Annotated in this window: 22 protein-coding genes; 12 read left to right on the top strand and 10 right to left on the bottom strand. The window is 65.9% G+C overall.

What is annotated here, in order from left to right:
- Window positions 1-10: 10 nt before the first annotated feature.
- Entirely contained in the window at window positions 11-1294 is a 1284-nt protein-coding gene (gene paaK / locus DV709_RS00300) for a phenylacetate--CoA ligase PaaK (RefSeq protein ID WP_117590991.1), read from the bottom strand.
- Window positions 1295-1621: 327 nt separating this feature from the next.
- On the opposite strand from paaK, the gene DV709_RS00295 reads away from it, so the two are divergent.
- From DV709_RS00295 to DV709_RS00270, 6 genes are all read left to right on the top strand, one after another.
- Window positions 1622-2413 carry a hypothetical protein gene (locus DV709_RS00295; RefSeq protein ID WP_117590990.1) on the top strand — a complete coding sequence of 264 codons (792 nt, stop codon included), beginning with the start codon at window positions 1622-1624 and terminating at the stop codon, window positions 2411-2413.
- A 254-nt stretch (window positions 2414-2667) separates the two neighbouring features.
- Window positions 2668-3549: a 3-hydroxyacyl-CoA dehydrogenase family protein gene (locus DV709_RS00290; RefSeq protein ID WP_117590989.1), complete on the top strand. Its 882-nt coding sequence runs from the start codon at window positions 2668-2670 to the stop codon at window positions 3547-3549.
- Complete coding sequence (locus DV709_RS00285) at window positions 3542-4372, top strand: enoyl-CoA hydratase/isomerase family protein (protein WP_117590988.1); 831 nt, start codon at window positions 3542-3544, stop codon at window positions 4370-4372. The genes DV709_RS00290 and DV709_RS00285 overlap by 8 nt, the downstream gene beginning before the upstream one ends.
- Window positions 4373-4516: 144 nt before the next feature.
- Window positions 4517-5164 (top strand): DUF6517 family protein, encoded by a 648-nt coding sequence (locus DV709_RS00280; protein ID WP_117590987.1) that lies wholly within the window; start codon window positions 4517-4519, stop codon window positions 5162-5164.
- A gap of 406 nt (window positions 5165-5570) precedes the next feature.
- Complete coding sequence (locus DV709_RS00275; RefSeq protein ID WP_117590986.1) at window positions 5571-6539, top strand: transcription initiation factor IIB; 969 nt, start codon at window positions 5571-5573, stop codon at window positions 6537-6539.
- 54 nt (window positions 6540-6593) lie between these two features.
- The gene (locus DV709_RS00270; protein ID WP_117590985.1) at window positions 6594-6773 is read left to right on the top strand and encodes a DUF7836 family putative zinc-binding protein; all 180 of its coding nucleotides are present in this window, start codon (window positions 6594-6596) and stop codon (window positions 6771-6773) included.
- A 55-nt stretch (window positions 6774-6828) separates the two neighbouring features.
- Here the strand turns inward: DV709_RS00270 and DV709_RS00265 are convergent, their stop codons facing one another.
- Window positions 6829-7233, bottom strand: coding sequence for a translation initiation factor IF-2 subunit beta (locus tag DV709_RS00265; protein ID WP_117590984.1), 405 nt, complete (start codon window positions 7231-7233; stop codon window positions 6829-6831).
- Window positions 7234-7394: 161 nt separating this feature from the next.
- On the opposite strand from DV709_RS00265, the gene DV709_RS00260 reads away from it, so the two are divergent.
- Window positions 7395-7631, top strand: coding sequence for a UPF0058 family protein (locus DV709_RS00260; protein WP_117590983.1), 237 nt, complete (start codon window positions 7395-7397; stop codon window positions 7629-7631).
- A 36-nt stretch (window positions 7632-7667) separates the two neighbouring features.
- On the opposite strand, the gene DV709_RS00255 is transcribed toward DV709_RS00260, so the two are convergent.
- The 3 genes from DV709_RS00255 to DV709_RS00245 form a co-directional block, all read right to left on the bottom strand.
- Window positions 7668-8117 carry a DUF555 domain-containing protein gene (locus DV709_RS00255; protein ID WP_117590982.1) on the bottom strand — a complete coding sequence of 150 codons (450 nt, stop codon included), beginning with the start codon at window positions 8115-8117 and terminating at the stop codon, window positions 7668-7670.
- Between the two features lie 92 nt (window positions 8118-8209).
- Window positions 8210-9145 (bottom strand): DNA-3-methyladenine glycosylase family protein, encoded by a 936-nt coding sequence (locus tag DV709_RS00250; RefSeq protein WP_117594004.1) that lies wholly within the window; start codon window positions 9143-9145, stop codon window positions 8210-8212.
- A gap of 61 nt (window positions 9146-9206) precedes the next feature.
- Window positions 9207-10463: a M20 family metallo-hydrolase gene (locus tag DV709_RS00245; protein WP_117590981.1), complete on the bottom strand. Its 1257-nt coding sequence runs from the start codon at window positions 10461-10463 to the stop codon at window positions 9207-9209.
- Window positions 10464-10584: 121 nt separating this feature from the next.
- Here DV709_RS00245 and DV709_RS00240 point away from each other — a divergent pair, with 121 nt between their 5' ends.
- Window positions 10585-11640 carry a lysylphosphatidylglycerol synthase transmembrane domain-containing protein gene (locus tag DV709_RS00240; protein ID WP_157972610.1) on the top strand — a complete coding sequence of 352 codons (1056 nt, stop codon included), beginning with the start codon at window positions 10585-10587 and terminating at the stop codon, window positions 11638-11640.
- 43 nt (window positions 11641-11683) lie between these two features.
- Here the strand turns inward: DV709_RS00240 and malQ are convergent, their stop codons facing one another.
- Window positions 11684-13174 (bottom strand): 4-alpha-glucanotransferase, encoded by a 1491-nt coding sequence (malQ, locus tag DV709_RS00235; protein WP_117590979.1) that lies wholly within the window; start codon window positions 13172-13174, stop codon window positions 11684-11686.
- A 129-nt stretch (window positions 13175-13303) separates the two neighbouring features.
- Here malQ and thrS point away from each other — a divergent pair, with 129 nt between their 5' ends.
- Complete coding sequence (gene thrS, locus DV709_RS00230) at window positions 13304-15232, top strand: threonine--tRNA ligase (protein WP_117590978.1); 1929 nt, start codon at window positions 13304-13306, stop codon at window positions 15230-15232.
- 145 nt (window positions 15233-15377) lie between these two features.
- Window positions 15378-16415, top strand: a complete 1038-nt coding sequence (locus tag DV709_RS00225) for a hypothetical protein (protein ID WP_117590977.1) — start codon at window positions 15378-15380, stop codon at window positions 16413-16415.
- A 19-nt stretch (window positions 16416-16434) separates the two neighbouring features.
- Here the strand turns inward: DV709_RS00225 and DV709_RS00220 are convergent, their stop codons facing one another.
- Window positions 16435-17739, bottom strand: a complete 1305-nt coding sequence (locus DV709_RS00220; RefSeq protein ID WP_117590976.1) for an MFS transporter — start codon at window positions 17737-17739, stop codon at window positions 16435-16437.
- Between the two features lie 146 nt (window positions 17740-17885).
- Here DV709_RS00220 and DV709_RS00215 point away from each other — a divergent pair, with 146 nt between their 5' ends.
- Complete coding sequence (locus DV709_RS00215; protein WP_117590975.1) at window positions 17886-20882, top strand: FAD-binding and (Fe-S)-binding domain-containing protein; 2997 nt, start codon at window positions 17886-17888, stop codon at window positions 20880-20882.
- A gap of 84 nt (window positions 20883-20966) precedes the next feature.
- On the top strand, window positions 20967-22154 hold the full coding sequence (locus DV709_RS00210; RefSeq protein WP_117590974.1) for a pyridoxal-phosphate-dependent aminotransferase family protein: 1188 nt from the start codon (window positions 20967-20969) through the stop codon (window positions 22152-22154).
- A 36-nt stretch (window positions 22155-22190) separates the two neighbouring features.
- Here DV709_RS00210 and DV709_RS17510 read toward each other — a convergent pair whose 3' ends face one another.
- From DV709_RS17510 to DV709_RS00200, 3 genes are all read right to left on the bottom strand, one after another.
- Complete coding sequence (locus DV709_RS17510; protein ID WP_157972609.1) at window positions 22191-22364, bottom strand: hypothetical protein; 174 nt, start codon at window positions 22362-22364, stop codon at window positions 22191-22193.
- On the bottom strand, window positions 22361-22699 hold the full coding sequence (locus DV709_RS00205; protein WP_117590973.1) for a DUF7344 domain-containing protein: 339 nt from the start codon (window positions 22697-22699) through the stop codon (window positions 22361-22363). The genes DV709_RS17510 and DV709_RS00205 overlap by 4 nt, the downstream gene beginning before the upstream one ends.
- Window positions 22700-22922: 223 nt before the next feature.
- Window positions 22923-23639: a hypothetical protein gene (locus DV709_RS00200; protein ID WP_117590972.1), complete on the bottom strand. Its 717-nt coding sequence runs from the start codon at window positions 23637-23639 to the stop codon at window positions 22923-22925.
- Window positions 23640-23737 lie beyond the last annotated feature (98 nt).

The raw sequence follows: 23737 nt of genomic DNA, 5'->3' as shown, positions 1-23737 counted from the left end.
CGTGCGGCGGTCAGCGGTGGTCGTAGACGCGTTTTACTTTCCCCGTCTCGGTCCGCTCGATACCCCCGGGCGGCGCGATAGTGAGCGAGTCGGGCGACAGCGAGAGCACGGTCTGGAGTCGGTCGCGGAGCCTGTCGGCTAACTCGTCGTCGTCGCCGTCGAACGACTCGGTCCGCTCGACGGTGATGTCGATGGTGTCGAGTTGCCCGTCGCGCGTCAGGTCGATGCGGTAGTACGGCGCGACGGCGTCGAACTCCAGTACGACCGATTCGATTTCGCTCGGATAGACGTTGACGCCGCGGACGATGAGCAGGTCGTCGCTTCGGCCGGTGACGTGCGACATGCGGACCATCGTCCGCCCGCAGTCGCACCGCTCGCGCGTCAGCGTCGCCAGATCGCCGGTCCGGTAGCGCAGTACGGGAACCGCTTCCTTCGTGAGCGTCGTGAACACGAGTTCGCCCTCCTCGCCCTCCGGGAGCGGGTCGCCCGTCTCGGGGTCGACGACCTCCGGATAGAAGTGGTCCTCCCAGACGTGGAGCCCCGATTTGGCCTCGCACTCCATCGAGACGCCCGGCCCGATTATCTCGGAGAGACCGTAGATGTCGAGCGCCGTCACGTCCAGCGCCTCCTCTATCTCGGCGCGCATCGGTGCGGTGCAGGGTTCCGCGCCGATGACGACCGTCGAGAGGTTCCACTCGCGGGGGTCGAGACCCTCGTTTTCGGCCGTCTCAGCGAGGTAGAGCGCGTACGACGGCGTGCAGGTCAGCACGTCCGAGTCGAGGTCCGACAGCAGTTCCAACTGTCTCCCGGTCTGCCCGCCACCGATGGGGATGACGTTCGCACCGAGCGTCTCACAGCCCCTGTGGATGCCGAGGCCGCCGGTGAACAGCCCGTAGCCGTAGGCGTTCTGGACGGTGTGGCCGGAGTCGACGCCGGCGGCATCGAGCGACCGCGCCACCACTTCGCCCCACAGCTGGAGGTCGCCCTCCGTGTAGCCGACGACCTTCGGTTTTCCCGTGGTTCCCGACGAGGCGTGGATGCGTCGGAGGTCGCCCCTGTCGACGGCGACGAGGCCGGTCGGGTAGTGGTCCCGGAAGTCCTCCTTGGCGGTGAACGGTAACAGCGAGAGGTCGTCGACGCCGCGGACGTCGCCGGGCGAGACGCCCGCCTCGTCGAGAGCGTCGCGGTAGAAGGGAACGTTCTCGTAGGCGTGTTCGACGGTCGTTCGCAGTCGCTCGTCCTGCATCGACCGCAGTTCGTCGCGGTCGGCGCGCTCTATCTCATTGTAAACCATGATACATCGCTCGGAGAGGTGGTACAAAACGGTTACCCCGAGCGGTCGGGTCTTCTCGCCTACTTCGGCCGCCAGTCCATCTTTATCGATACCGTCTCGCGGTTCGTCTCCTCTGCGTCGAGCGTGACGCCAGCCATACCGTCCCGTGGGATGGACTCTGTTGAAATCCTCAAGGGTTGATAGGATCGGTGTGTGAGATACAGAGGATGTAGTCAGCAGAAATCCGGAGTGATGTGCCACCTGATCGGTGGTGACCAAAGTGACCGTCAGACGCGTCAAGAAACCGTGACGGCTATTCAGACGCCGGGAGTAACTGGGAGACATGATATGAACGAGGGGAACAATACCAAGCGATGCGTTGTGGACATTACCGCAAAGTTGGAGGCCGGCGTTGACCTGGACTCCGGTGACGTCAAGTTCGTTCTCGGATATATACCGTCTCTTATGGAGTACGGAGAGCTGGAGGCGTACCGGGACAATATCGATGAAGCAGTTACCAGCGAGGTAGGGCACGCAGTGTACGCGTCGATTCTTCGAGACTTCGAGACTATGGGTGTAATTAACGAGCTACGGCGCGATTTGATCGACCCCTCGCTTGATCCTGACGGCTTCGAACGGGTTGAGACGAGTGATCGAACTCGTTACCGGGGCATCAGGATCGGGGAGGATGCGACCGAGGGCGTCGGGTGGCTTGATCCACCGGAAAAAGAACCGACGAGCCTCTCGCAGATTCGGAGTTCTCTGTTCGACTATCTGTTCTGTACCGGTCGAGGGTTCTACCTCGATGCGGAGATGATCTACGATATCGAGACGGATTACCGGGAGTTTCTCCGGGCTGTCATCGACTGTACGGATGGGTTGGGCAGGTACGAACTAACGGTTGACTGTGACGATAACGGGAAGCAGTCGATAGTTCGCATCTCCCTGGATTTGGAGGACCGCTCGTACCAGCAGGAATTCGAGCAGGTGAGCGATTGGCTCCGGTTCGATGCACTGGACCCCGTTCAGGCAGCTCTCGACCGAGAAACCTCACAGACGGTCCATTACAGTGGTGGGAACGACGGCTGGATACTGGTGCTGGAGAATGTACACGAGGACCTGGTGAGGAAATACATCTAACTATCGAGTTCCATTTCGACCTCCTCTCGAAGTGGCGTTCTCAACAGTATCTGAATCAAGCAGTCGAATGCTTGTGTTGCTGCACTTGCGCTCTGTATTCAGCACGCCTCCAAGAAAATATCACCAATTGAGGATTTCAACAGGGCAGTAGGATGGAATCGCAAAGTAGTCAGTAGATTCGGACATTCTGATACCTCTCGTCGAGACGCGACGCAATGGGAATGATTTAATCGCCGACCCGAGCCACATCGTTCATGAACGTCTGTGTAATTGGCGCGGGGACGATGGGCCACGGCATCGCACAGGTGAGCGCGATGGGCGGTCACGACGTGACGCTCCGTGACATCGAAGACGGGCTCGTCGCCGACGGCCTCGCGGCCATCGAGGCGAACCTCGACGGCGGCGTCGAGCGCGGGAAGGTGAGCGAAGACGAGCGAGAAGCGACGCTCGCGCGACTCGACGGGACGACCGACCTCGCCGAGGCCGTCGCCGACGCGGGTCTCGTCGTCGAGGCGGTGCCCGAAGACGAGGAGCTCAAAAAGCAGGTGCTGTCGGACGTGTCCGACCACGCGCCGGCCGACGCCGTGTTGGCGACGAACACCTCGTCGCTGCCGGTGACGAGCATCGCCAGCGCGCTCGACGAGCCCTCGCGCTGCGTGGGCCTCCACTTCTTCAACCCGCCGCACATCATGCAGTTGGTCGAAGTCGTGCTGGCCGAGCAGACGAGCGTCGAGACGCGCGAGTTCGCCGAGTCGTTCGTCGACGGCGTCGGTAGAACGGCCGTCGTCGTCGAGGACGCACCCGGATTCGCTACGTCGCGTCTGGGCGTCGCCCTCGGCGTCGAAGCGGTCCGGATGGTCGAGTCAGGGGTCGCCAGCCCGCGCGACATCGACGCCGCGATGGAGCTCGGCTACAACCACCCGATGGGGCCGCTGGAACTCGGCGACGTCGTCGGACTCGACGTCCGACTCGACATCCTCGAACACCTGCGCGAAGAGTTGGGCGAGCGGTTCCGACCGCCGTCGCTGCTTCGGAAGAAAGTCCGCGCCGGAAAGCTCGGCAAGAAGACCGGCGAGGGGTTCTACGTCTGGGAGAACGGCGAAATCGTCGGCGTCTCGGGGGAGAACGATGCGTGAAGACGCCCTCTCGAACGCGGAGACCGCGGCGACCGACGCCGAGTTCGTCCGCGCCCGGCGCGGCGAGTACGGCGAGTACGCGCTCACGGTCACCATCGACCGCCCCGACGCCCGCAACGCGCTGAACGCACAGGTTCGGACGGAACTCGCTCGGGTGTTCGACGCCGTCGAGAGAGACGACGAGGTGCGGGTCGTCGTGCTCACCGGCTCCGACGAGGCGAAGGCGTTCGTCGCGGGGGCCGACGTGAGAGAGCTCCGCGAGCGGAGCGCCGTCGAACAGCACGAGGCGAGCGAGCGACCCCGCATCTACGAGACCGTCGCCGGCTGCTCGAAGCCCGTCGTCGCCCGTGTCAACGGTCACGCCCTCGGTGGCGGCTGCGAACTCGCGCAGGCCTGTGATGTGCGGCTGGCCCGTGAGGACGCCAAACTCGGGCAGCCGGAGATCAACCTCGGCATCATCCCCGGCGGCGGCGGAACCCAGCGACTGACGCGACTCGTCGGGCCGGGGCAGGCGCGAAAGCTCGTGCTCTCCGGCGAACTCGTCGATGGGGCGGAGGCGGCCGAGATAGGGTTGGTCGAGGAGGCGCGCCCGGCCGACGAACTCGACGAGCGAGTCGCCGACCTCGTCGGAAAGATGGCGTCGAAGAGCCCGCTGGCGCTGGCCCGGGCGAAGGAGGCGCTCCGGGCCGCGACGCGGATGGACCTCGATTCGGGGCTGGCGTACGAGTCGGAGCTGTTCGTCGGTCTCTTCGACAGCCACGACAAAAACGAGGGGATCGACGCGTTCTTAGAGGGTAGAGACCCCGAGTGGCGCGGTGAGTAGGGCGGACGCGTCGGCTCCGCTCCACTTTACTTCACTCCACTCTACTCTACTCCACTCCGCTCCGCTCTACTCCACTCGAAGTAGTCGTTTCTACCGACTGTTCGGCCGAGAAACTTATAACGCTGAGTGAGAGAGACGGGGGCGATGAGACACACGAGACGCGAGGTAGCGACTGCGGCACTCGGCGCGTTGGTCGCGTCGAGCGGTTGTCTGAGCTTCGTCACGGGCCAGGAAGCGCTCTCGTTCGAGGCCGACCCTGCGCTGGCCGAGGAGTCGGTGGCGAGCGACACCGGGTACGAACTCGACGGTACCGAGGCGCAGACCATCACCCGAGAGTTCAGCGCCGCCGGACAGACCCGAAGCGTCGAAGTGACGAACCAGATATCGACGTACGAGAAGAGTCTGAACCTGAGCCTGCTCGGCGAGCAGAAACTCGGCGTCTTCGCCGTCATCTCCTCGCCGGCCGTCGAGATCGCGAGTCGAACGTTCAACCCGCTCAAAGACTACGGCAACGAGGACCTCGTCCAGATGCTGACGAGCCAGTACGACGGGCTGAGCAACGTGAGCGAGGCGAGTTCACAGACGCTAACGCTACTTGGAACCGACACGGAGGTGACGAAGTACGACGCGACCACGAACGTCGAAGGCGAGCAGATAGACGTGTTCATCCACGTGACGAAGGTGCGCCACGAGGACGACTTCGTCATCGCACTCGGCGTCTACCCCCAGCAGATGAGCGACGAGGAGTCGAACATCGTCTCGCTGTTCGAGTCGGTCCAGCACCCCGCCTAACGGGTCGGAGACGGAAGGCGAGTCGGAGGTGAACGTTCGAGACGGCCGCCGAGCGGTCGACGAGCAGCCGATAGGCAATTAGTGCGGATAGAGTACGATAAACCGAAGTCCGTTCGGCGTGCACGAAAAGCCTTCTGAGGCGTCGTCGCGAGATAGTAGCCCGCACACTCGAACCGCTGCACTCGCGGAGGAACTTACCGTCAGGTTTAATACACTCAAATAGAGCCACCAGAAGTTCTCGAAAGATGAATACTCACGTATTCGTCGGTTTGAGAGCGCCTCCCGCGTTTTGCGGGCGATATATTTATAAGGCTTGCGGCCTTACTGAGGGTAAGGACCGACTCCGGAGTCTTCTCCATATTCTCCCTCTCCCGGATAGCGGTCCGCCACTATCACGAGGACCATCATGACCGACACAACCATCCGTACGTACACCGGCGAAACGGAACCAGAACGAGAACGAGAGAGCGAGTCGGTGCGCACCTGTCCCGAGTGTGGCGGCCGACTCGTCAGCGACACCGAACACGGCGAGACCGTCTGTACCGACTGCGGCCTCGTCGTCGAGGAAGACTCCGTCGACCGCGGCCCCGAATGGCGCGCCTTCGACAGCGCGGAGCGCGACTCGAAGTCCCGCGTCGGCGCGCCGACGACGAAGATGATGCACGACAAGGGGCTGTCGACGAACATCGGCTGGCAGAACAAGGACGCCTACGGCAACTCGCTGTCGTCGCGTCAGCGCCAGCAGATGCAGCGACTGCGAACGTGGAACGAGCGCTTCCGCACCCGCGACTCGAAAGAGCGCAACCTCAAACAGGCGCTCGGCGAGATCGACCGCATGGCGTCGGCGCTCGGCCTCCCCGAGAACGTCCGCGAGACCGCTTCGGTCATCTACCGCCGTGCGCTCGGCGAGGACCTGCTCCCCGGCCGCTCCATCGAGGGCGTCGCCACGGCCAGTCTGTACGCCGCCGCTCGTCAGGCGGGGATGCCCCGCAGTCTCGACGAGATCGCGACCGTCTCCCGCGTCGAGAAGATGGAGCTCACCCGGACGTACCGCTACATCGTCCGCGAACTGAAGCTCGAAATCCAGCCCGCCGACCCCGAGCAGTACGTCCCGCGCTTCGCCTCGGCGCTCGACCTCTCCGACGAGGCCGAACGCCGCGCCCGGCAGCTACTGAAGACGGCCAAGGAGAAGGGAATCCACTCGGGCAAGTCGCCGGTCGGCCTCGCCGCCGCCGCCGTCTACGCCGCGGCGCTGCTGACCAACGAGAAGGTGACCCAGAGCGAGGTGAGCGACGTCGCCAACATCAGCGAAGTCACCATCCGAAACCGGTACAAGGAGCTGCTGGAAGCGGAAGACGCCGGCCTCTTCGCCTAAAGTGTGCGAGAGCGGCACAAACATTTATTGAAGTCGCTCCCGTCGGTCAGTCGTATGGTCGAAGCGTTCGTCCGCCTGTTGTGCCCCGAGTGTGGAAAAAACTGGGAGTCCGGTCCCAGCGAGTTGCCCGGCCATCGCACGAACTTCAGTTGTCCCAACTGTCACGCGACGCGCCGGCTGGCCGAGTTCATGCGGACGGAATCGGACCTGAACACCGTCAAACAGTTCGAGTAGCGGCCCCTCTTTTCGCGCCGATTTTTCGGAACGCAGTCCGCCGAGCGACGCTTCGTCACCGACCCGTCGGCGACAGCGCACCGCAGGCGTCGCACTTCAGCATCCTCGTCCCGCGTTCGTCGACGAGGCGCGTGTCCGGAAGCCCGCACTCCGGACAGAGGACGAACGCCTCCGTGTACTCCTCGACGGCGCGGGCGATTCGGTCCTGGCGGAAGTCGCCCGTCAGGCGGGCGCGTCCGCTCTCGTCGATCTGCCCGCTCGTCCCCAGTTCGGTCTGGAGGAACTTCAGGACGTCCGACTCGTCGCGGCCGAGTTTGGCGACCACCGACTGAAAGTTTTCGAAAACCGTCATGTTCCCCTCCGGACGGACGTTCGGGTCGGGGACCTCGAACCGACTACCGGTGCTTTCGATGTCGGGAGACTCCGAAAGTGCCTTCTCGAGTTGGTCGTCGTAGTCCATATCTCACGGGTCGACGCGCGGACGGTAAAACGTTCACGACAGGGTATTGCATCGCCTCATGGAAGTACAGGTATCGAGGGGTAGAGTGTCTCACACACAGCACTATGTTAACGAGACTCAAGATAGTACTATAAGCATCGAGTATCAACGAGAATTTGCTCATGAAGAAGCAGGAGCTCATTCACCTTCACGGCCTGCTTGCAGAGGTACGAAGCCAGCAGGAACACTGGAAAGACACCGAACTCGACCTGACCGAATACAACGAACTTGGCGTTCGTCCGACATCTATTCACAAGTCGAAGACCGACCACAAGGCCGCCGTTTTCAAACTCGCAAAGGGAATCACGGCCTCGATGGAAGAGACCGAACCGGAGACAGTCGCGCCGAAAGCCGACTGAACCGTCGACTGCAGTTCTCTCGCAGGTTACGACCGCTCAGCCGTCGCTCTCTTCGTCGACTATCTCTTCGAACTCCGGGAGCAACTCGTCGTCCCCGTCGTCTCCGTCGTCTTCTTCCGACGACTCGCTCGCGTCTTCTTCGTCGTCCTCGTCGGCGATGACGGCCACCTCCAGGACTTTGAGCGGAATGTTTTCCAGGCGCTGACCGATCTCCTTCCTCGCGATTCTCGACGCGTGTTCCTCGCGCTCGACGTTGAAGACGGTCATCTCCAGTTCGAGGGCGACGAGCGCCTCGTCGGCCGCGATGAACGCCGGCGGGAGTTCCTCGCCGGACGGCGACTGTCGGCTCCCCATATTTATCTCGACGTAGTTGAGGTCCGGGTTGAGCATCTCGCCGGTTTTGGAGATAGCGATGCGGACCGCTTCGTCCGTCGTCCCCACGTCGTAGACGGGCACGGCCGCCTCTACGACGACTCTGCAGTCCATAGTGGGTAGTGATAACCCATCGAAACGCATAGAGTTTCGCCCGGCAGGACGTGTCCGTCACGGCGAACGGACTGTCAGGCGGAGTCGGCGGCTCAGTCGCCGCCGTCGCCGCCGGCGCGCAGGTAGTAGAAGACGTACGTCTGGGCGTAACCCGCGTACTCGCCGCCGAACCGCTCGCGTATCGCCCGCGACGTCTCGCGGTAGTTCCCCCGCTCGCAGTCGGGGTAGTGGTCCGAGATAGCGGTTTGAATCCACGTATCCAGCGGCACCGCCTCCAGGAAGCCCAGCGAGAAGAGGAGGACGCAGTCGGCTACCTTGTCGCCGACGCCGACGAACCGCGTCAGCGACTCGCGGGCGTCCTCGTAGTCGAGGCCGAGCGCCTCGTCGGGGTGCGCCTCGCCCGAGGCGACCATCTCCGCGCTCCGCTGGACGTAGGGCGCGCGGTAGCCGAGGCTCAGTTCGCGGAGTTCGTCCTCGGTCCGCTCGGCCAACTGCGCGGGCGTCGGGAAGGCGTAGTACGTCTCGCCGTCGAACTCGATTCGGTCGCCGTACTCGCGGGCCATCGCCATCTGCATGCCGTGGATGCGCGAGACGCGCATCTGCGCCGAGCAGATGAAGGAGACGAGACAGGCGAACGGCGGGTCGCGGACGAGTCGCATCCCGCGGTAGGCGTCGTACGCTCGGCGGAGGAGCGGGTCGTCCGGCGTCGCATCGAGAATCGCGTCCAGGTCGTCGTCGAGGCGGAGCAGGTGGGTCAGAAGCGGCACGGCGTCGACGTTCGACTCCCACTCCAAGCGCCCAGTCGCCGGGTCGCCGACCTGTCGCACGCGCAAGACCGCTTGCTCGTCGCTCACGCCGTCTATCCGCGGCACGACCGTCTCGTACCAGTGGTCGCCGCCGTAGGCGACCAGTTCGTCGTACATGCCGCCGTCGGCGCGGTTCCAGAGATACGACTGACCGCTCTCGACGGTCGCCTGTAGGTCGAACTCGCCGGCCAACTCGTCGAGCGGAATCGCCCCTCGCTCCATCGTCTCTTCGTTCGTTCCCGCGGGCTTGCGGGTTTCGATGTTCGTCCGTGACGCCGGTCCGTCAGAGACGTCCGCCCGCCGCGTCGGCGACGGCACCGGCGAGCACGCGCGTCGCCGCCGCACAGTCGTCCCAGTCGGTCCACTCGCGGGGGTTGTGCGAGATGCCGTCGCGCGACGGCGCGAACAGCAGCGCCGCGTCGGTCACGTCGGCGACGTGCATCGTGTCGTGGGCCGCCCCGGAGTGCATGTCCATCGTCTCGATACCGGCGGTCTCGCCGGCCGCGTGGGCCGCCTCCCGCAGCCGGTCGGCCATCGGCGTCGGTTCGAGGTCGAACGGTCGCTCGAACTCGGTGTCGACGCCGCGCTCGGTTTCGAGGCGGGTGAGGCTCTCTCTGGCCGCGCCGACGATGGTCTGCATCGACTGGTACTCGACGTCGCGGACGTCGACGCCCATCTCGACGCGGCCGGGGACGACGTTCGTCGCGTTCGGCGAGACGTCGAGCGAGCCGACCGTCCCCACGGCGGAGTCGCTCGATTCGGCGACGACGCCGTTGGCCGCGCGCTCCACGTCGAGGACGAACTCCGCGGCCGCCGCGAGCGCGTCGGTCCGCTCGTCCATCGGCGTCGCTCCCGCGTGGTTGGCCTCGCCGAACACCGTCGCCTCGCAGTGGGTGATGCCGGTGATGGTCGTCACGACGCCCACCGGGACGTCGGCGCGTTCGAGTTGCGTGTCCTGTTCGATGTGGAGTTCGTACCACGCGTCCCACTCGCTCGCGTCGAGCAGTCCGTCACCGCGGAAGCCGATGTCGTCGAGGGCGTCTCCGAGGGTTACGCCGTCGCTGTCTTCGAGCGCGAGCGCCTCCTCGACTGTGCGCTCGCCGACCGAGACCGAAGAGCCGAGCAGCCCGTCGGCGAACCGCTGACCCTCCTCCTCGGTGAAGGAGACGACGACGACGGGGCGCTCGGGTTCGACGGCCGCGTCCTGCATCGCGCGGGCGCTTTCGAGCGCGGCGTAGACGCCGAGCGGGCCGTCGAAGATACCACCTTCGGGGACCGAATCGAGGTGGCTGCCGAAGGCGACGGGCGCGGCGTCTCCGTCCGCGGAGTCGGGCGTCCACGTCCCGGAGATGTTACCGATGGCGTCGATTTCGACCGACAGTCCGGCGTCTTCGAGTCGTTCGACGAAGTACTCGCGGGCCTGCCTGTTCGCCTCGGTTCCGCAGAGGACGGTCCGACCGCGACCCTCCTCGGCCGCTACGTCGCCGAACTCGGCGTTCGCTTCGATGTCCGCTCGGAGGCGGTCCGTGTCGACTTGCATGGACAAGTGGTTGCGATAGAACGGTATGTGGCTTGCCCCCGCGGCTATCCGTGCGCGGCCGACTCGTTCGATTCTCGAACAGACAGAAGATTCATACTGTTCGGTGCGACTACCGCTCTGCATGGGTACGACGGAGGTCACTCGCGGCGGGGCGATACGGAGACGTATCGGCGCGGGTGTCGCCGTCATCGTCGCGCTCGCGGCGCTCGTCGGTCTGTCGGGCGTGAGTTGGAGCGGAGTGGTCGCGGAGTTGCGGACGATAGACCCCCTGCTTCTGGTGGTGGCACTCGCCGCGAGTCTCCTCGCACAACTGGCGTGGAGCAGTTCGACGCTGCTGTTTCTGCGAACCGTCGACCCCACGGTGTCGACCGGTCGGGTCCGACTCGGGTATCTCACCGGGACGTTCGCCAAGCAGATTCTCCCGTTCGGCCACGCCGGGGGCGTCCCGCTGATGGCGTACGTGCTCGCCGAGGAGATGGACCTCGACTACCGCGGGACCTTCGCCTCCGTCACCGCGAGCGAACTGCTCATCTTCGTCGCCTCGCTCGCGGTCGCCGGGCTCGGTTTCGGGTGGTTCGTCGTCGCCGACGGCGTCGCCTCCGGAACCGAACTGGTCGCGCTCGGACTGGTCGGCGTTTTAGCGCTCGTCGCCGTCGCGATTGCCGGGTTCGTCAAACGCCGGACGGCGTTCCGGCGCGTCGTCCACGGCGTCGCGCTGGTCGGGCGGGCGGTGTTTCGCCGGGCCGGGCCGCGAGTGCAGGGTCGTCTCGCCCCGAAGGCGGTCGACCGCGGCCTCGACGAGTTCTTCGAGACGTTCGACCGCGCGACGAGCGACCGCAGTACGGTAATTCGGGCGGCGACGTTCGCCGTCGTCGGCTGGGTGTTGTTCGCACTCCCCCTCTATCTCGGGTCGCTCGCCGTCGGCCAGTCGCTGCCGCTGGCGCTCGTGCTGTTCGTCGTCCCCGCGGCCGGGTTGGCGACGCTGTTGCCGACGCCGGGCGGTCTCGGCGGGACCGAGGTGGGGTTGACCGCCGCCGTCGTCGTCCTCGCCGAGGTCGGACTGGAGACGGCTGCTGCCGCCGTGCTGGTCTATCGAGTGTGTTCGTACTGGTTCCTGTTGGTGGTCGGCGGCTTGAGCTCGCTGTTCCTCTCGGTTGGGTTTCGGGAGCTTCGGTGAGACCGAGAGAGAAGGAGTTCCCGACGCTGAGTCGACTCGGTGGCTACCGAATCGTGAAGTCGGTCACGTCCCGAAGTCGCTCCGCCACACTCTCGTCGAGCCCCTCGTACGTGCACCGCCACGACCAGTTGCCTTCGGCGGTTCCAGGCGTGTTGAACCGGGCTTCCGAACCGAGTCCGAGAAGGTCGGGCACCGTCGTCATCGCCAGCACCGCCTCTGAGTTCCAGACGGCTTCGATGAGCGACCAGTTGATGTCGCTGCCGTCGACGCCGAGGTTGTAGTGCAGGCAGTCCGTCTGGTCGTCGGGGAGGCTGCGGTAGTAGCCGACCGTCGTGTCGGTGTCGTGGGTGGCGGTGTAACCGATGCTGCCGTGGGGGTAGTGCATCGGCTGGTTCATGTCGCCCTCGCGGCACCAGTCGGCGTAGTGCGGCACGCGCATGCCGGGGAACTCGAAGTGGTCGCGGAACGCGACGAGTTGTTCGTCGATGAAGCCGAGGTCCTCGACGACGAACGGCAGGTCGCCGAACTCGCGCTCTATCGTCTCGAAGAAGTCGTAGCCGGGCGCGTCGCGCCACGACCCCGCCGCGGGGTCGTCGGCGTCGGCGGGAATCGCCCAGTACTCGTCGAACGCCTTGAAGTGGTCGAGGCGGGCGACATCGACGAGGTCGAACAGTCGAGAGAAGCGGCGACGCCACCACTCGTAGCCCGTCTCGCGGAGGTAGTCCCAGTCGTAGAGCGGGTTGCCCCAGCGCTGGCCGCTGTCGCCGAACTGCGGCGGGACGCCCGCGACGGCCGCCGGTTCGTTGTTCTCGTCGAGGTCGAACGCTTCGGGAGAGGCCCACACGTCGGCGCTGTCGAGTGCGACGTAGATGGGCAGGTCGCCGACGAGCGAGATGCCCCGGTCGCTCGCGTAGGACTTGAGGTCGCGCCACTGCTCGTCGAACAGGTACTGGCAGAACGCGTGGTATCGACGCTCGGCTTCGAGGTCGTCTCGGGCCTGTTCGAGCGCGTCCGGCTCTCTCGTCTTCAGTCCCTCGGGCCAGTCGGTCCACGCGACGTGGTCGTGTGCCTCCTTCAGCGAGATGAAGAAGGAGTAGTCGTCGAGCCACGACGACTCCCGCTCGCGGAACGCCTCGAACGCCTCGTGTTCGTCGTCCGACCCTTCGGACTCGAACCGCTCGAACGCCGTTTCGAGCAGCGGACGTTTGTACTCCGAGACGCGCTGGTAGTCGGTCTCGTGCGGGTCGAACTCGGGGACGGGCTTGAGGTCCCCGTCGGTGAGCAGGCCCCGGTCGAGCAGGTCCCTGAGGTCGACGAACAGCGGGTTGCCTGCGAACGCCGAGAACGACTGGTACGGCGAGTTGCCGTGGGCCGACGAGGTCGGGCCGAGCGGACAGAACTGCCACAGCGACTGGTCCGCGTCCGCGAGGAAGTCGACGAAGGCTCGCGCGCCGTCGCCGAGGTCGCCGATGCCGTGGGGGCCGGGCAGCGAGGAGACGTGGAGAAAGACGCCGCTTTGTCGGTCGAATCGCATGGCAGACAGTTCCGGCTTCTGCGATTTAACTGTAGGGACCGGCGGAATCGGGCCGCCGATAAATTCCTTTCGCTACCCCGGTAGCGCGGGTCAAAAACACTTATCCCCGTCCTCCGGTTTCGTCCTCTCATGAGTGATATCGTAGTGACCCTGCCGGACGGCTCCGAGCTGTCGCTCTCGGCTGGGTCCACGGTAGAGGACGCCGCCTACGAGATCGGACCGGGCCTCGGCAAGGACACCGTGGCCGGCGTCGTCGACGGTGATCTCGTCGACAAGGCGACGGAACTAGCGGACGGCGCAGAGCTCGTCATCGTCACCGACGGCTCCGACGAGTACCTCGACGTGCTCCGCCACTCGGCGGCGCACGTCTTCGCGCAGGCGCTGCTCCGACTCCGCCCCGAGGCGAAGCTGACCATCGGCCCGTGGACGGACGAGGGCTTCTACTACGACGTGACGAACGTCGACCTCGACGAGGACGACCTCCGCGAGATAGAGGAGGAGATGGCCGACATCGTCGCCGAGGACTACGACATCGAGCGGTTCACGATGAGCCGCGAGGAGGCGTTCGACCACTACGAAGACAACCGGTTCAAGCAGGACATCCTCGACAACGAGGCCGCAGACGAGGAGGAGATAAGCTTCTACCGACAGGGCGAGTTCGAGGACCTCTGTAAGGGACCGCACGTCGAGTCGACGGGCGAGATCGGCGCGTTCAAACTTCTCAACATCTCGTCCGCTTACTGGCGCGGCGACGAGTCGAACGAGACGCTGACGCGCGTCTACGGCACGGCGTTCGCCGACGAAAAAGAGCTAGAGGAGTTCGTCGAGCGGCGCGAGGAGGCCGCCGAACGCGACCACCGCAAACTCGGCCGCGAGCTCGACCTGTTCTCCATCGACGAGGTGACGGGACCGGGCCTGCCGCTGTACCACCCCAACGGCAAGCGCGTCCTCGACGAACTCGCCGACTACGCGAAGAGTCTCAACCTCGAAGCGGGCTACGACCCCGTCGAGACGCCACACCTGTTCCGCACGGAACTGTGGAAGAAGTCGGGCCACTACGAGAACTACGTCGACGACATGTTCCTCCTCGACGTCAACGACGAGGAGTACGGGTTGAAACCGATGAACTGCCCGGGTCACGCGACCATCTTCGACCAGAAGTCGTGGAGTTATCGGGACTTGCCCGTCCGCTACTTCGAGGACGGCAAAGTGTACCGGAAGGAACAGCGGGGCGAACTCTCCGGGCTCTCGCGCGTCTGGTCGTTCACCATCGACGACGGCCACCTGTTCGTCCGCCCCGACCAGATAGAGGCGGAGATCAACCTCATCATCGACAACATCCTCACGGTGTTCGAGACGTTCGACCTCGACGCCGACGTGGCGCTGGCGACGCGCCCCGAGAAGTCCGTCGGGAGCGACGAAATCTGGGAGAGAGCCGAGAAACAGCTGAAAGCGGTGCTCGACGACGGCGACATCGACTACCACCTGGAGGCGGGTGACGGCGCGTTCTACGGCCCGAAGATCGACTTCGGCTTCGAAGACGCGCTCGGCCGCAGTTGGGACGGCCCGACGGTCCAGCTCGACTTCAACATGCCCGAGCGGTTCGACCTCACCTACACGGGCGAGGACAACGAGGACCACCGCCCGGTGATGATCCACCGCGCGCTCTACGGCAGCTACGAGCGCTTCCTCATGGTGCTCATCGAGCACTTCGACGGGAAGTTCCCGCTGTGGCTCGCGCCCGAGCAGGTCCGCGTACTCCCCATCAGCGACGACAACCTCGACTACGCCGAGCAGGTGGCCGAGGAACTCCGCGAGGAGGGACTCCGCGTCGGCGTCGAGAACCGCTCGTGGACCATCGGTCGGAAGATTCAGGACACGCACACCGACCGCGTCCCGTACATGGTCATCATCGGCGACAACGAGGAGGACGCCGGCACCGTCTCCGTCCGCGACCGCAAGGAACGCGAGGAGAACGACGTGAGCCGCGACGCGTTCCGCGCGCACCTCCGCGAGGAACGCGACGAGAAGCGAGTCGCGCCCGACTTCCTCGACTGACGGTCGCCGAACCGATTCCTTTTCTGACTCGTCCTATACGAGTACTGTCTGACTAAGTTATATGTAGTGGTCGCCCTACTATCGGTCCGTGTCGCAGCGTATTCGGTCGGCAGTCGTCGGAAGTGACGAAGCTTTGACTCGTCGAGTGACTGTCGCGTCGGTCGTCTTCGCGGTCGGACTCGCGAGCTACGGGTTCGTCGACCCGGTGGCGCTGCGCCGACTGACGCTCTTTTCGGTGCCGACGCTGCTCGGCGTGACAGCCGGCATCGCGGGACTGACGTTCTACGCCGTCCGCGGCGGCGGTGCCGGCGGCGCGTGGACCGCGGTGTTTTCGGTTCTCTTCGCGCTGTCGCTCCACGGCCAGCAACTGTTCAGTACCTCGCTCGGCGTCGGCGACGTCTCGACGGCCACCGCCGTCGCCAGAGCGCTCGGCTACGCCGGGAGTCTCGCGGCAGTCGTCGGAAGCCTCGTCTTCGTCGCCGGCGTCGCCGTCCGACGCTACCGGAGTTCGGTCTCGCGCGGCGACGTGACGCCGCTGTCGTTTCTCCTCGACGTCAGACGTAGCCGCGGGACGAGCGACCACGACGTGGTCGTCGGAACGCTCGTCGTCGTCGGTACCGCCGCGCTCGTCGTCGCCGGATGGCTGCTTCCGTGGAGCACCGCCATCTACACCGTCGGTATCGGTACGCTCCTCGGCGTCGCGGTGTACGCTCGGATACGGGGTTGGGGACGGAACGCCCGGCTGGGCGTGCTCTCGCTCGTCGCCGTCCTGTTGGCGGCGTACCTCTCGCAGTTCACCCACCCGGCGCTTCTGAACGGTCTCGTCGTGACACTCACGCTCGGGGCGGTCGCGTACGGTTCCGCACACGGCGAGCGCGTCTTCGCGTGCCTCTCCCTCGCCGTCGGCGTGTCCTCACTCCTCGGGGTCGTCTGGGCGGTTCGGTCGGCGGAGTTGTCGCTCGTCGACGTTCTCGCGGTGAGTATCGGGAGCGGCCTCGGTCCCGGACTTATCGTCGGTGTCGTCGGCTACGCGCTCGGCTGGGCCGTTCGGCCCGACGAGGTCGAACGAGTCCGGGAGGCGGAGACGGAAACGGAGACAGAAGCGGGAACGGGGACGGAGACGGAGACGAATCGCCGAGTCGAGTCGTCGTCGGGACAGAAACGAGTCTTCGGCGACGACTGAACGACCGACGCGGCGTCGCTCACCACTCCGTCAGCGCGCGAACGCCGGTTCCGTTGTGGTAGACGAGCACGCCGAGCATCGTGACCACGCCCGTGATCGCCGACGCGCCGCCGACGTAGAACACCCACTCCATGCCGACCTCCGCCATCAACCAGCCGCCGAGCAGCGGCCCCACGACGCTGCCGGGCCGCCAGACCAGTTCGCGGATGCCGAAGCTCGACGCCACGCCCTTGCCGCCGCTGCCCTCGTCGGCGAACAGCGCCATGCTCGCGGGTTCTCGGAAGCTGTCGGCGACGCCGAGCAGCCCCGAAAGCGCCGCCAACGGAAGGAACGCCGGGGTGAGCGAGCCGAGAAACGGGAGGTCGGTCGGAGCGCCGAGCGCCGCCCCAATTGCGGGCGAGAACGGCACCGCGAGCGCGATGAGACCGTAGAGGCCGCCGCCGAAGAAGACGAACAGCGCGCGACCGTAGCGGTCCGAGAGGCCGCCCGTGTACGGCTGTAGCAGCATGTTGCAGAACTTCTCGGTGACGACGGTGACGCTCACCGCGAGCGCACCGTAGGCGAGACCACCGCTGGCCGCCGAGACGCCCGCGTAGATGGGCACCCACGTCCGAACGAGCGTCACTGCGACGGCGTACTGCGCGCGGAAACTGGAGACCGTGACGATGCGGCGGTTGAGCGCGAGGTCCGAGAATGGAAAACCCTCCACTCGGGTGTCGTCGGGCGAGACGAACAGCCAGACGATGCCCGTCGCCACCGAGAGCAACGCGACGATGAGCGTGAAGATGGGCGTGAACCCGAGGAACTCGTACAGCGCGCCGGCGCTGATACTCCCCACGACTGAGGCCGCGAAGTTCGACGCGTTGGCCTTGCCGATGTGGTTCGCGCGCGTCCCGCCGGAGGCGAGTTCGCCGACGAGCGACAGCGACATCAGCGACGCGCCGGTGACGGCGACGCCCTGTAGCGCGCGACCGAGAATGAACAGGAGGCTCGCGCCGGAGGCACCGGTGTCGAGCAACGGAAACAGCGCGTAGGCGACGATACCGACGAGCAGCGACCCGAGGAGAACGAGCCGTTTGTCGTAGCGGTCGCCGGCCCACGCCAACGGGACGACGGCGACGGTCTGAGCGAGCGTGAACCCCGTCGTGTACATCCCGATGATGAACCCGGCGCTGAGCGTGATACCGACGAGCGGGAGGACGAAGTTCTGCGGGTCGAGCAGGTCGATGTACTCGGGCAGGAGCGTGATGAGCGTGATGAACCCGAACCCCTCGGCGAACCGCGTGAGATAGAGCCCGTAGAACTGGAGTCGCTTGGATTCCACGGAGTGGGATGCGACGGTCCCCCGAAAATGGGTTTCGGTTCGTAGGCTCCCCGTCGCCCGCTCGTCGCCGGTCCTCCCCGCCGCCGTTCGCGCGTCTTGCGAACTACACCCATGCTATTTATCCCCACTCGGTCGTAGGCTGCGTAATGGCGGTCGACGAACATCCGACGGTCGAGGCGTTCGAGGCGTACCGCGCATCCGAGTTGGATGCGGCGACGGACGTGAGCGAGTACGCCGCGTTCGCGGCGGCGTTACGCGACGCCGTCGCCGGAGAGGTCCGATTCGACGAGTACAGTCAACTGTTGTACGCGACGGACGGGAGCATCTACCGGGCGCGGCCGGCGGGCGTCGTCCTCCCGCGCACCGTCGAGGACGTGCAGGCGGCGGTGCGAATCGCCGCCGACTACGACGTGCCGATTCTGCCGCGCGGCGCCGGTTCTTCGCTGGCGGGGCAGGCGGTCGGACCCGGCTGCGTCGTCCTCGACTTCTCGAAGTACATGGACGAGATTCTCGACGTCGACGCCGACGCCAAACGCGCGCGAGTGCAGCCCGGCGTCGTCCAGGACGACTTGGACGACGCGCTCGCTCCCTCCGGATTGAAGTTCGCACCCGACCCGGCCTCGTCGAACCGCGCGACCGTCGGCGGCGGCATCGGCAACAACTCGACGGGCGCGCACTCGGTCCGCTACGGTATCACCGACGCCTACACCGAGGAACTGGACGTGGTGCTCGCCGACGGGTCGCTGATTCGCACGCGGGACGTGGTCGTCGACGGCGACGAGTGGGACGAGATAGTGGCGAAAGACGACCTCGAAGCCGACATCTACCGCACGGTTCGCCGCCTCGTCGACGAGAACGCCGACGAGATAGAGAGCCGGTATCCCGACCTGAAGCGCAACGTCTCGGGCTACAACCTGGACAAAGTCGTGAGAGAGACCGACGAGGGCGAGCGGGTGTTGAACCTCTCGAAACTCGTCGTCGGCGCGGAGGGGACCCTCGGCGTGGTCGTCGAAGCCGAACTGTCGCTCGTCACCAAGCCGGCGGAGACGGCGCTGGCGGTGTACTGCTTTTCGGATCTGGTGGACGCGATGGCGGCGGTGCCGGCGGCGCTGGAGTTCGACACGAGCGCCGTCGAACTGATGGACGACGAGGTGTTTCGACTGGCCCGCGAGTCCGGCGAGTTCGCCGAGTACGCCGCGCAGATGCCCGAGGGGACGGCGGCGGCGCTCATGCTGGAGTTCGACTCCGAACTGCACGACGACTTCTCGGCGGCTATCGAGCGGACGAACGACCGTTTCCTCGCCGAGGGCGAGGCGTTCGACGTCGTCGAGGCGTACACCGACGAGGCGCAGGGTCGGCTCTGGAAGCTCCGAAAGGCGGCGATTCCGTTGCTCATGTCGCTGCCGGGCGACGCGAAGCCCTATCCGTTCATCGAGGACGCGACGGTTCCGCCCGAGGAGTTGGCCGAGTACGTCGAGCAGTTCGAACGGGTGCTGGAAGACCACGGTACGTCGGCGGCGTACTTCGCTCACGCGGGGGTCGGCACGCTCCACATCCGGCCGATTTTGAACCTCAAAGACGGCGAGGACATCGAGACGATGCGCTCTATCTCCGATGCCGTCACCGACCTCGTGTTGGAACACCACGGCTCGTTCTCGGGCGAGCACGGCGACGGACTCGCGCGGACCGAGTTCAACCCGAAGATGTACGGCCCGCAGTTGTGGGCGGCGTTTCAGGAACTGAAGACGGCGTTCGACCCCGACTGGCGGATGAACCCGGGGAAGGTCGTCTTTCGAGAAGAGAGCCCGACCGACATGCGGCAGTCGCTGCGCTACGGCTCCGAGTACTTCTCGACGGAGTGGGAGACGAACCTCGACTTCGAGGAGCACGGCAGTTTCTCCGAACTGGTCGAACTCTGCAACGGCTGCGGTACCTGCCGACAGACCGGCGGCGACACGATGTGCCCGACGTACCGGGCGACGCGCGACGAGGCGGCGACGACCCGCGGGCGAGCGAACCTCCTTCGCGCCGCGATCACCGGCGAGTTGGACGAGGAGGAGCTCTATTCGGATCGGTTCCAGTCGGAGGTGTTGGACCTCTGTATCGGCTGCAAGGGCTGTGCGAACGACTGTCCGACCGGCGTCGACCTGGCGAAACTCAAAGCCGAGGTCAAACACCAGTACCACGAGCGCGAGGGCAGCGGCCTCCGCGAGCGGGCGTTCGCAAACATCGACTGCCTCGCCGCGGTCGGCAGCGCCACGGCACCGGTGTCGAATCTCGCGCCGAAGCTTCCCGGCGTGCGTCCGCTTCTGAACCGGGCGCTCGGTCTCGCTCCCGACCGCGAACTGCCGACGTTCGCCCGTCAGTCGCTCGAACGGTGGTTCGACGAGCGGGAGGCGACGGTCGCGGCGGCGGACGCCGACGAGAAGGTGCTGCTGTTCCCCGACACGTACACGAACTACGTCTACCCGGAGGCGGGGAGGGCGGCGGTCCGGGTGCTGGAAGCCGCGGGGGTGCACGTCGAGCTCGCCTCCGGCGTCGCGCCGAGCGGTCGAGCGGCGTACTCGGGCGGCTTTCTGGACCTCGCCCGCGAGCGCGCGAGCCGGAACGTCGACGCCCTGCATCCGTTCGTCGAACGTGGGTGGTCTGTCGTCTTCGTCGAGCCCTCCGACGCCGTGATGCTCCAAGACGAGTACGCGGACCTGCTCGACGGCGACGAGGTGCTGGCGGTGGGCGCGAACGCCTACGGCGTCCTCGAGTACCTCGACACCCATCGGTTGGACGAGCGCCTCCCGTCGCGGGCGGTCCGCGAGCGCCTCGCCTACCACGGCCACTGCAACCAGAAGGCGCTGAACAAGGACCACCACGCGGCGAACGTGCTCCGCGCCGTCGGCTACGAGGTCGACCACCTCGACTCGGGCTGCTGCGGGATGGCCGGGTCGTTCGGCTACGAGGCCGAACACTACGACCTCTCGCAGTCCATCGCGGACATCCTCGTCGAACAGGTGGACGCGAGCGGCGGCGACACCGTCGTCGCCCCCGGCGCGTCGTGTCGGACGCAACTCGGCGACCGAGAGGACGCGAGAGAGCCGGCGCATCCGGTCGAACTCGTCGCGGCCGCGCTCGACTACTCGGCGAGGTAGCCGGGCGGCGGTCGGCACGCGAGAAACCGGCATCGTGCGACGAACACCCATGGCTTTTTCTCGCAGTCCGCGAAACGGAGGGACATGTCCGACGCGCCCGACGTCGACGAACTGACACCGCCGCAGCGAACGCTGATGGGTCCCGGACCGAGCGACGTCCACCCCCGCGTGTTGCGGGCGATGAGCACGCCGTTGGTGGGCCACCTCGACCCCTCGTTCATCGACATCATGAACGAGGTGCAGGAACTGCTCCGCTACACGTTCCGCACCGACAACCAGTGGACGATTCCCGTCTCGGGGACGGGGTCGGCGTCGATGGAGGCGGCCATCGGCAACCTCGTCGAACCCGGCGACACGATGCTCGTGCCGACGAACGGCTACTTCGGCGGGCGGATGGCGAGCATGGCCCGGCGCGCGGGCGGCGACGTGGTCGAAGTCGAGGCACCGTGGGGCGAGCCGCTCGACCCCGCGGACGTACAGGCCGCCTTCGACGAACACCAGCCCGACGTGTTCGGCTTCGTCCACGCCGAGACGAGCACGGGCGCGCTCCAACCGAACGTCTCGGAACTAACCGACATCGCGCACAGCCACGACGCGTACGTCGTCGCCGACACGGTCACGTCTCTGGGCGGCGTCGAGTTCCGCGCCGACGAGTGGGGTGTCGACGTGGCGTACTCGGGCCCGCAGAAGTGTCTCTCCTGTCCGCCGGGCGCGAGTCCGCTGACGCTCAACGACCGCGCCATGGACAAGGTGCTCTCGCGGGAGGAGGAGCCGCGCTCGTGGTATCTCGACCTCTCGCTCCTGGAGGGGTACTGGGGCGACGACCGCTCGTATCACCACACCGCGCCCATCACGAACGTCTACGCGCTGCGTGAGGCGCTCCGTCTCGTCGCCGAGGAAGGCATCGAAGAGCGCTGGGACCGCCACCTGCACGTCGCCGGCGCGCTCAAAGCGGGCGTCGAGGCGATGGGACTGGAGATGAACGCCGCCGACGACTACTGGCTGCCGAGTCTCAACGCCGTTCGCGTCCCCGACGGAGTCGACGACGGCGCGGTCATCTCGTACCTGCTCGACCGGTACGACCTCGAAATCGCCAGCGGACTCGGCGACCTCGACGGCGAGATATTCCGCATCGGCTGCATGGGCCACTCGGCGAACCCGAAGAACGTCACGTACCTGCTCGCGTCGCTCGCGGACGCGCTCGACGCACAGGACGTCGGCGTCTCCGGTGACGAGGCGCTGGACGCGGCGGCGGCGGAGTTGCAGAAGTAGCTTCGGGACGGTCGGCGAGTCGCGTGACTGTCGGCGCTACGTCGCGCTCTCGTCGAGTTTGCTGAAACTGCCTCTCGTCATCTCGTAGAGAGCGTCGCTGCCGCACGGACAGCCGGCGTCGGTGCCGATTATCCGGACCGGCTGGTCGGTCGGTTTTCTGGCGGCGTAGACGCTCTCGCAGTCTCGACACCGGCACAGCGTCCGGTTCATCGCGGGACCTCCCGGCCGGCGTCGACGACGGAGAGCGCTCTCGTCGTCGTCGGAGTCGACGAGACGACGCGGTCGTCGCGGTCGTACGACAGGAGACCGACGTCGTCGAGTCTCGGAAGGTGAGAGTGGACGAGCGAGACGCGTAGCGTCCGGACGTCGTCCTCGTCGGCGTCGTCGGGGGCGAGCGCGTTCGCCAGTAACGCGACCGGGAGCCGGGGGTCGGCTCGCTCGACCGCGTCGAGAATTCGACGGCGTCGCTCGTCGGCGAGTGCGTCGAACAGTTCCGTCAGAGTCGGCTCGTTCTCCGCGTCGAGCGGAGTGCGTACGCTGGACATCGTTGTGATTCACCAAGAAGTACATAGTTACTCTGTAAGCGAACCACGTGTGGAAGCGTGACCGGGCCGTGTCGTGGGACGACTTTGGCCGCTGTCCGAATCGGCTCGGACGGACGCGTACTGTGTAATCGTGCGTTCCGTCGCCACCTCACCGCGCCACACGTATCAACCTGCTGCCTGTGACGGATACGAACACAGTTCGCGCAGCCGACGCGGAGAACGTTCAGAGCGAGATTTCCGAGAGGTCCGCCTCCAGGTCGGCGACGTGGTCGTTGTAGGCGTCGACGAACGCGACGAAGTCGTCGGCGTGTTCGCGGACGTCCGGCGCCGACGGCGGTTCGTACTGCGAGACGAGGTACGTTCCGCTCTGTCCGCCGACGCGGAGGTACGAGACCCGCGCCTGTTCCCGCTTCAACTCCCAGCGAGCGCCGTTGACCCGGGCGGAGAACGTCCCGTAGTCGGTTCCGTCGTAGCGGTGGAGTTCGCCAGCGATGGCGTCGGCGACGTCCCGGATGCGCTCGACCAGGCGGTTCCGCTCGGAGACGACGGAGTCGGTCGTCTCCACGGTCGGAAAGTCGCTCCGCACGTCGTCGAGGACGCCGTCGAGCGACCGAACGTAGCGGTTGTACGATTCGACGAACGCGTCGTAGTCGGTCATCGCGCGGTGGAGGTCGGTCGGTTCGGGCGGTTGCTTCGTCGAGACGACGTAGACGTCGTCTCCGGAGCGCCCGCTGAAGCGGAGGTACTGGAGGTCGCCGGCTTCGTACTTCAGCGTCCACTCGCCCTCGTCGGTGCTGAACGTCCGCTGGCCGTAGTCGCCGCCCTGCAGGAGCGCGAGTTGGCGGGCGATCTGGCCGGCGTGGGAGCGAACCTCGGCGACGACGTCGTCGCGGTCGGCGACGAGGTCGTCGGTGGATTCGGCGTCGGGGAACTCGGTCACGGTGAAGCGGATAGGCGGGTCGTCCCTATAACCGCTGCGTGTTCGACGGCCGGGTTACGAGTCGATAGACGTGATTGCGGGTCGAGAAGCGTAATTAC

It is taken from the genome of Haloprofundus halophilus (assembly GCF_003439925.1).
GTDB classification, from domain to species: domain Archaea; phylum Halobacteriota; class Halobacteria; order Halobacteriales; family Haloferacaceae; genus Haloprofundus; species Haloprofundus halophilus.
Note: the sequence above shows the minus strand (reverse complement) of the source record. Positions and strands in the feature narration are given on the sequence as shown.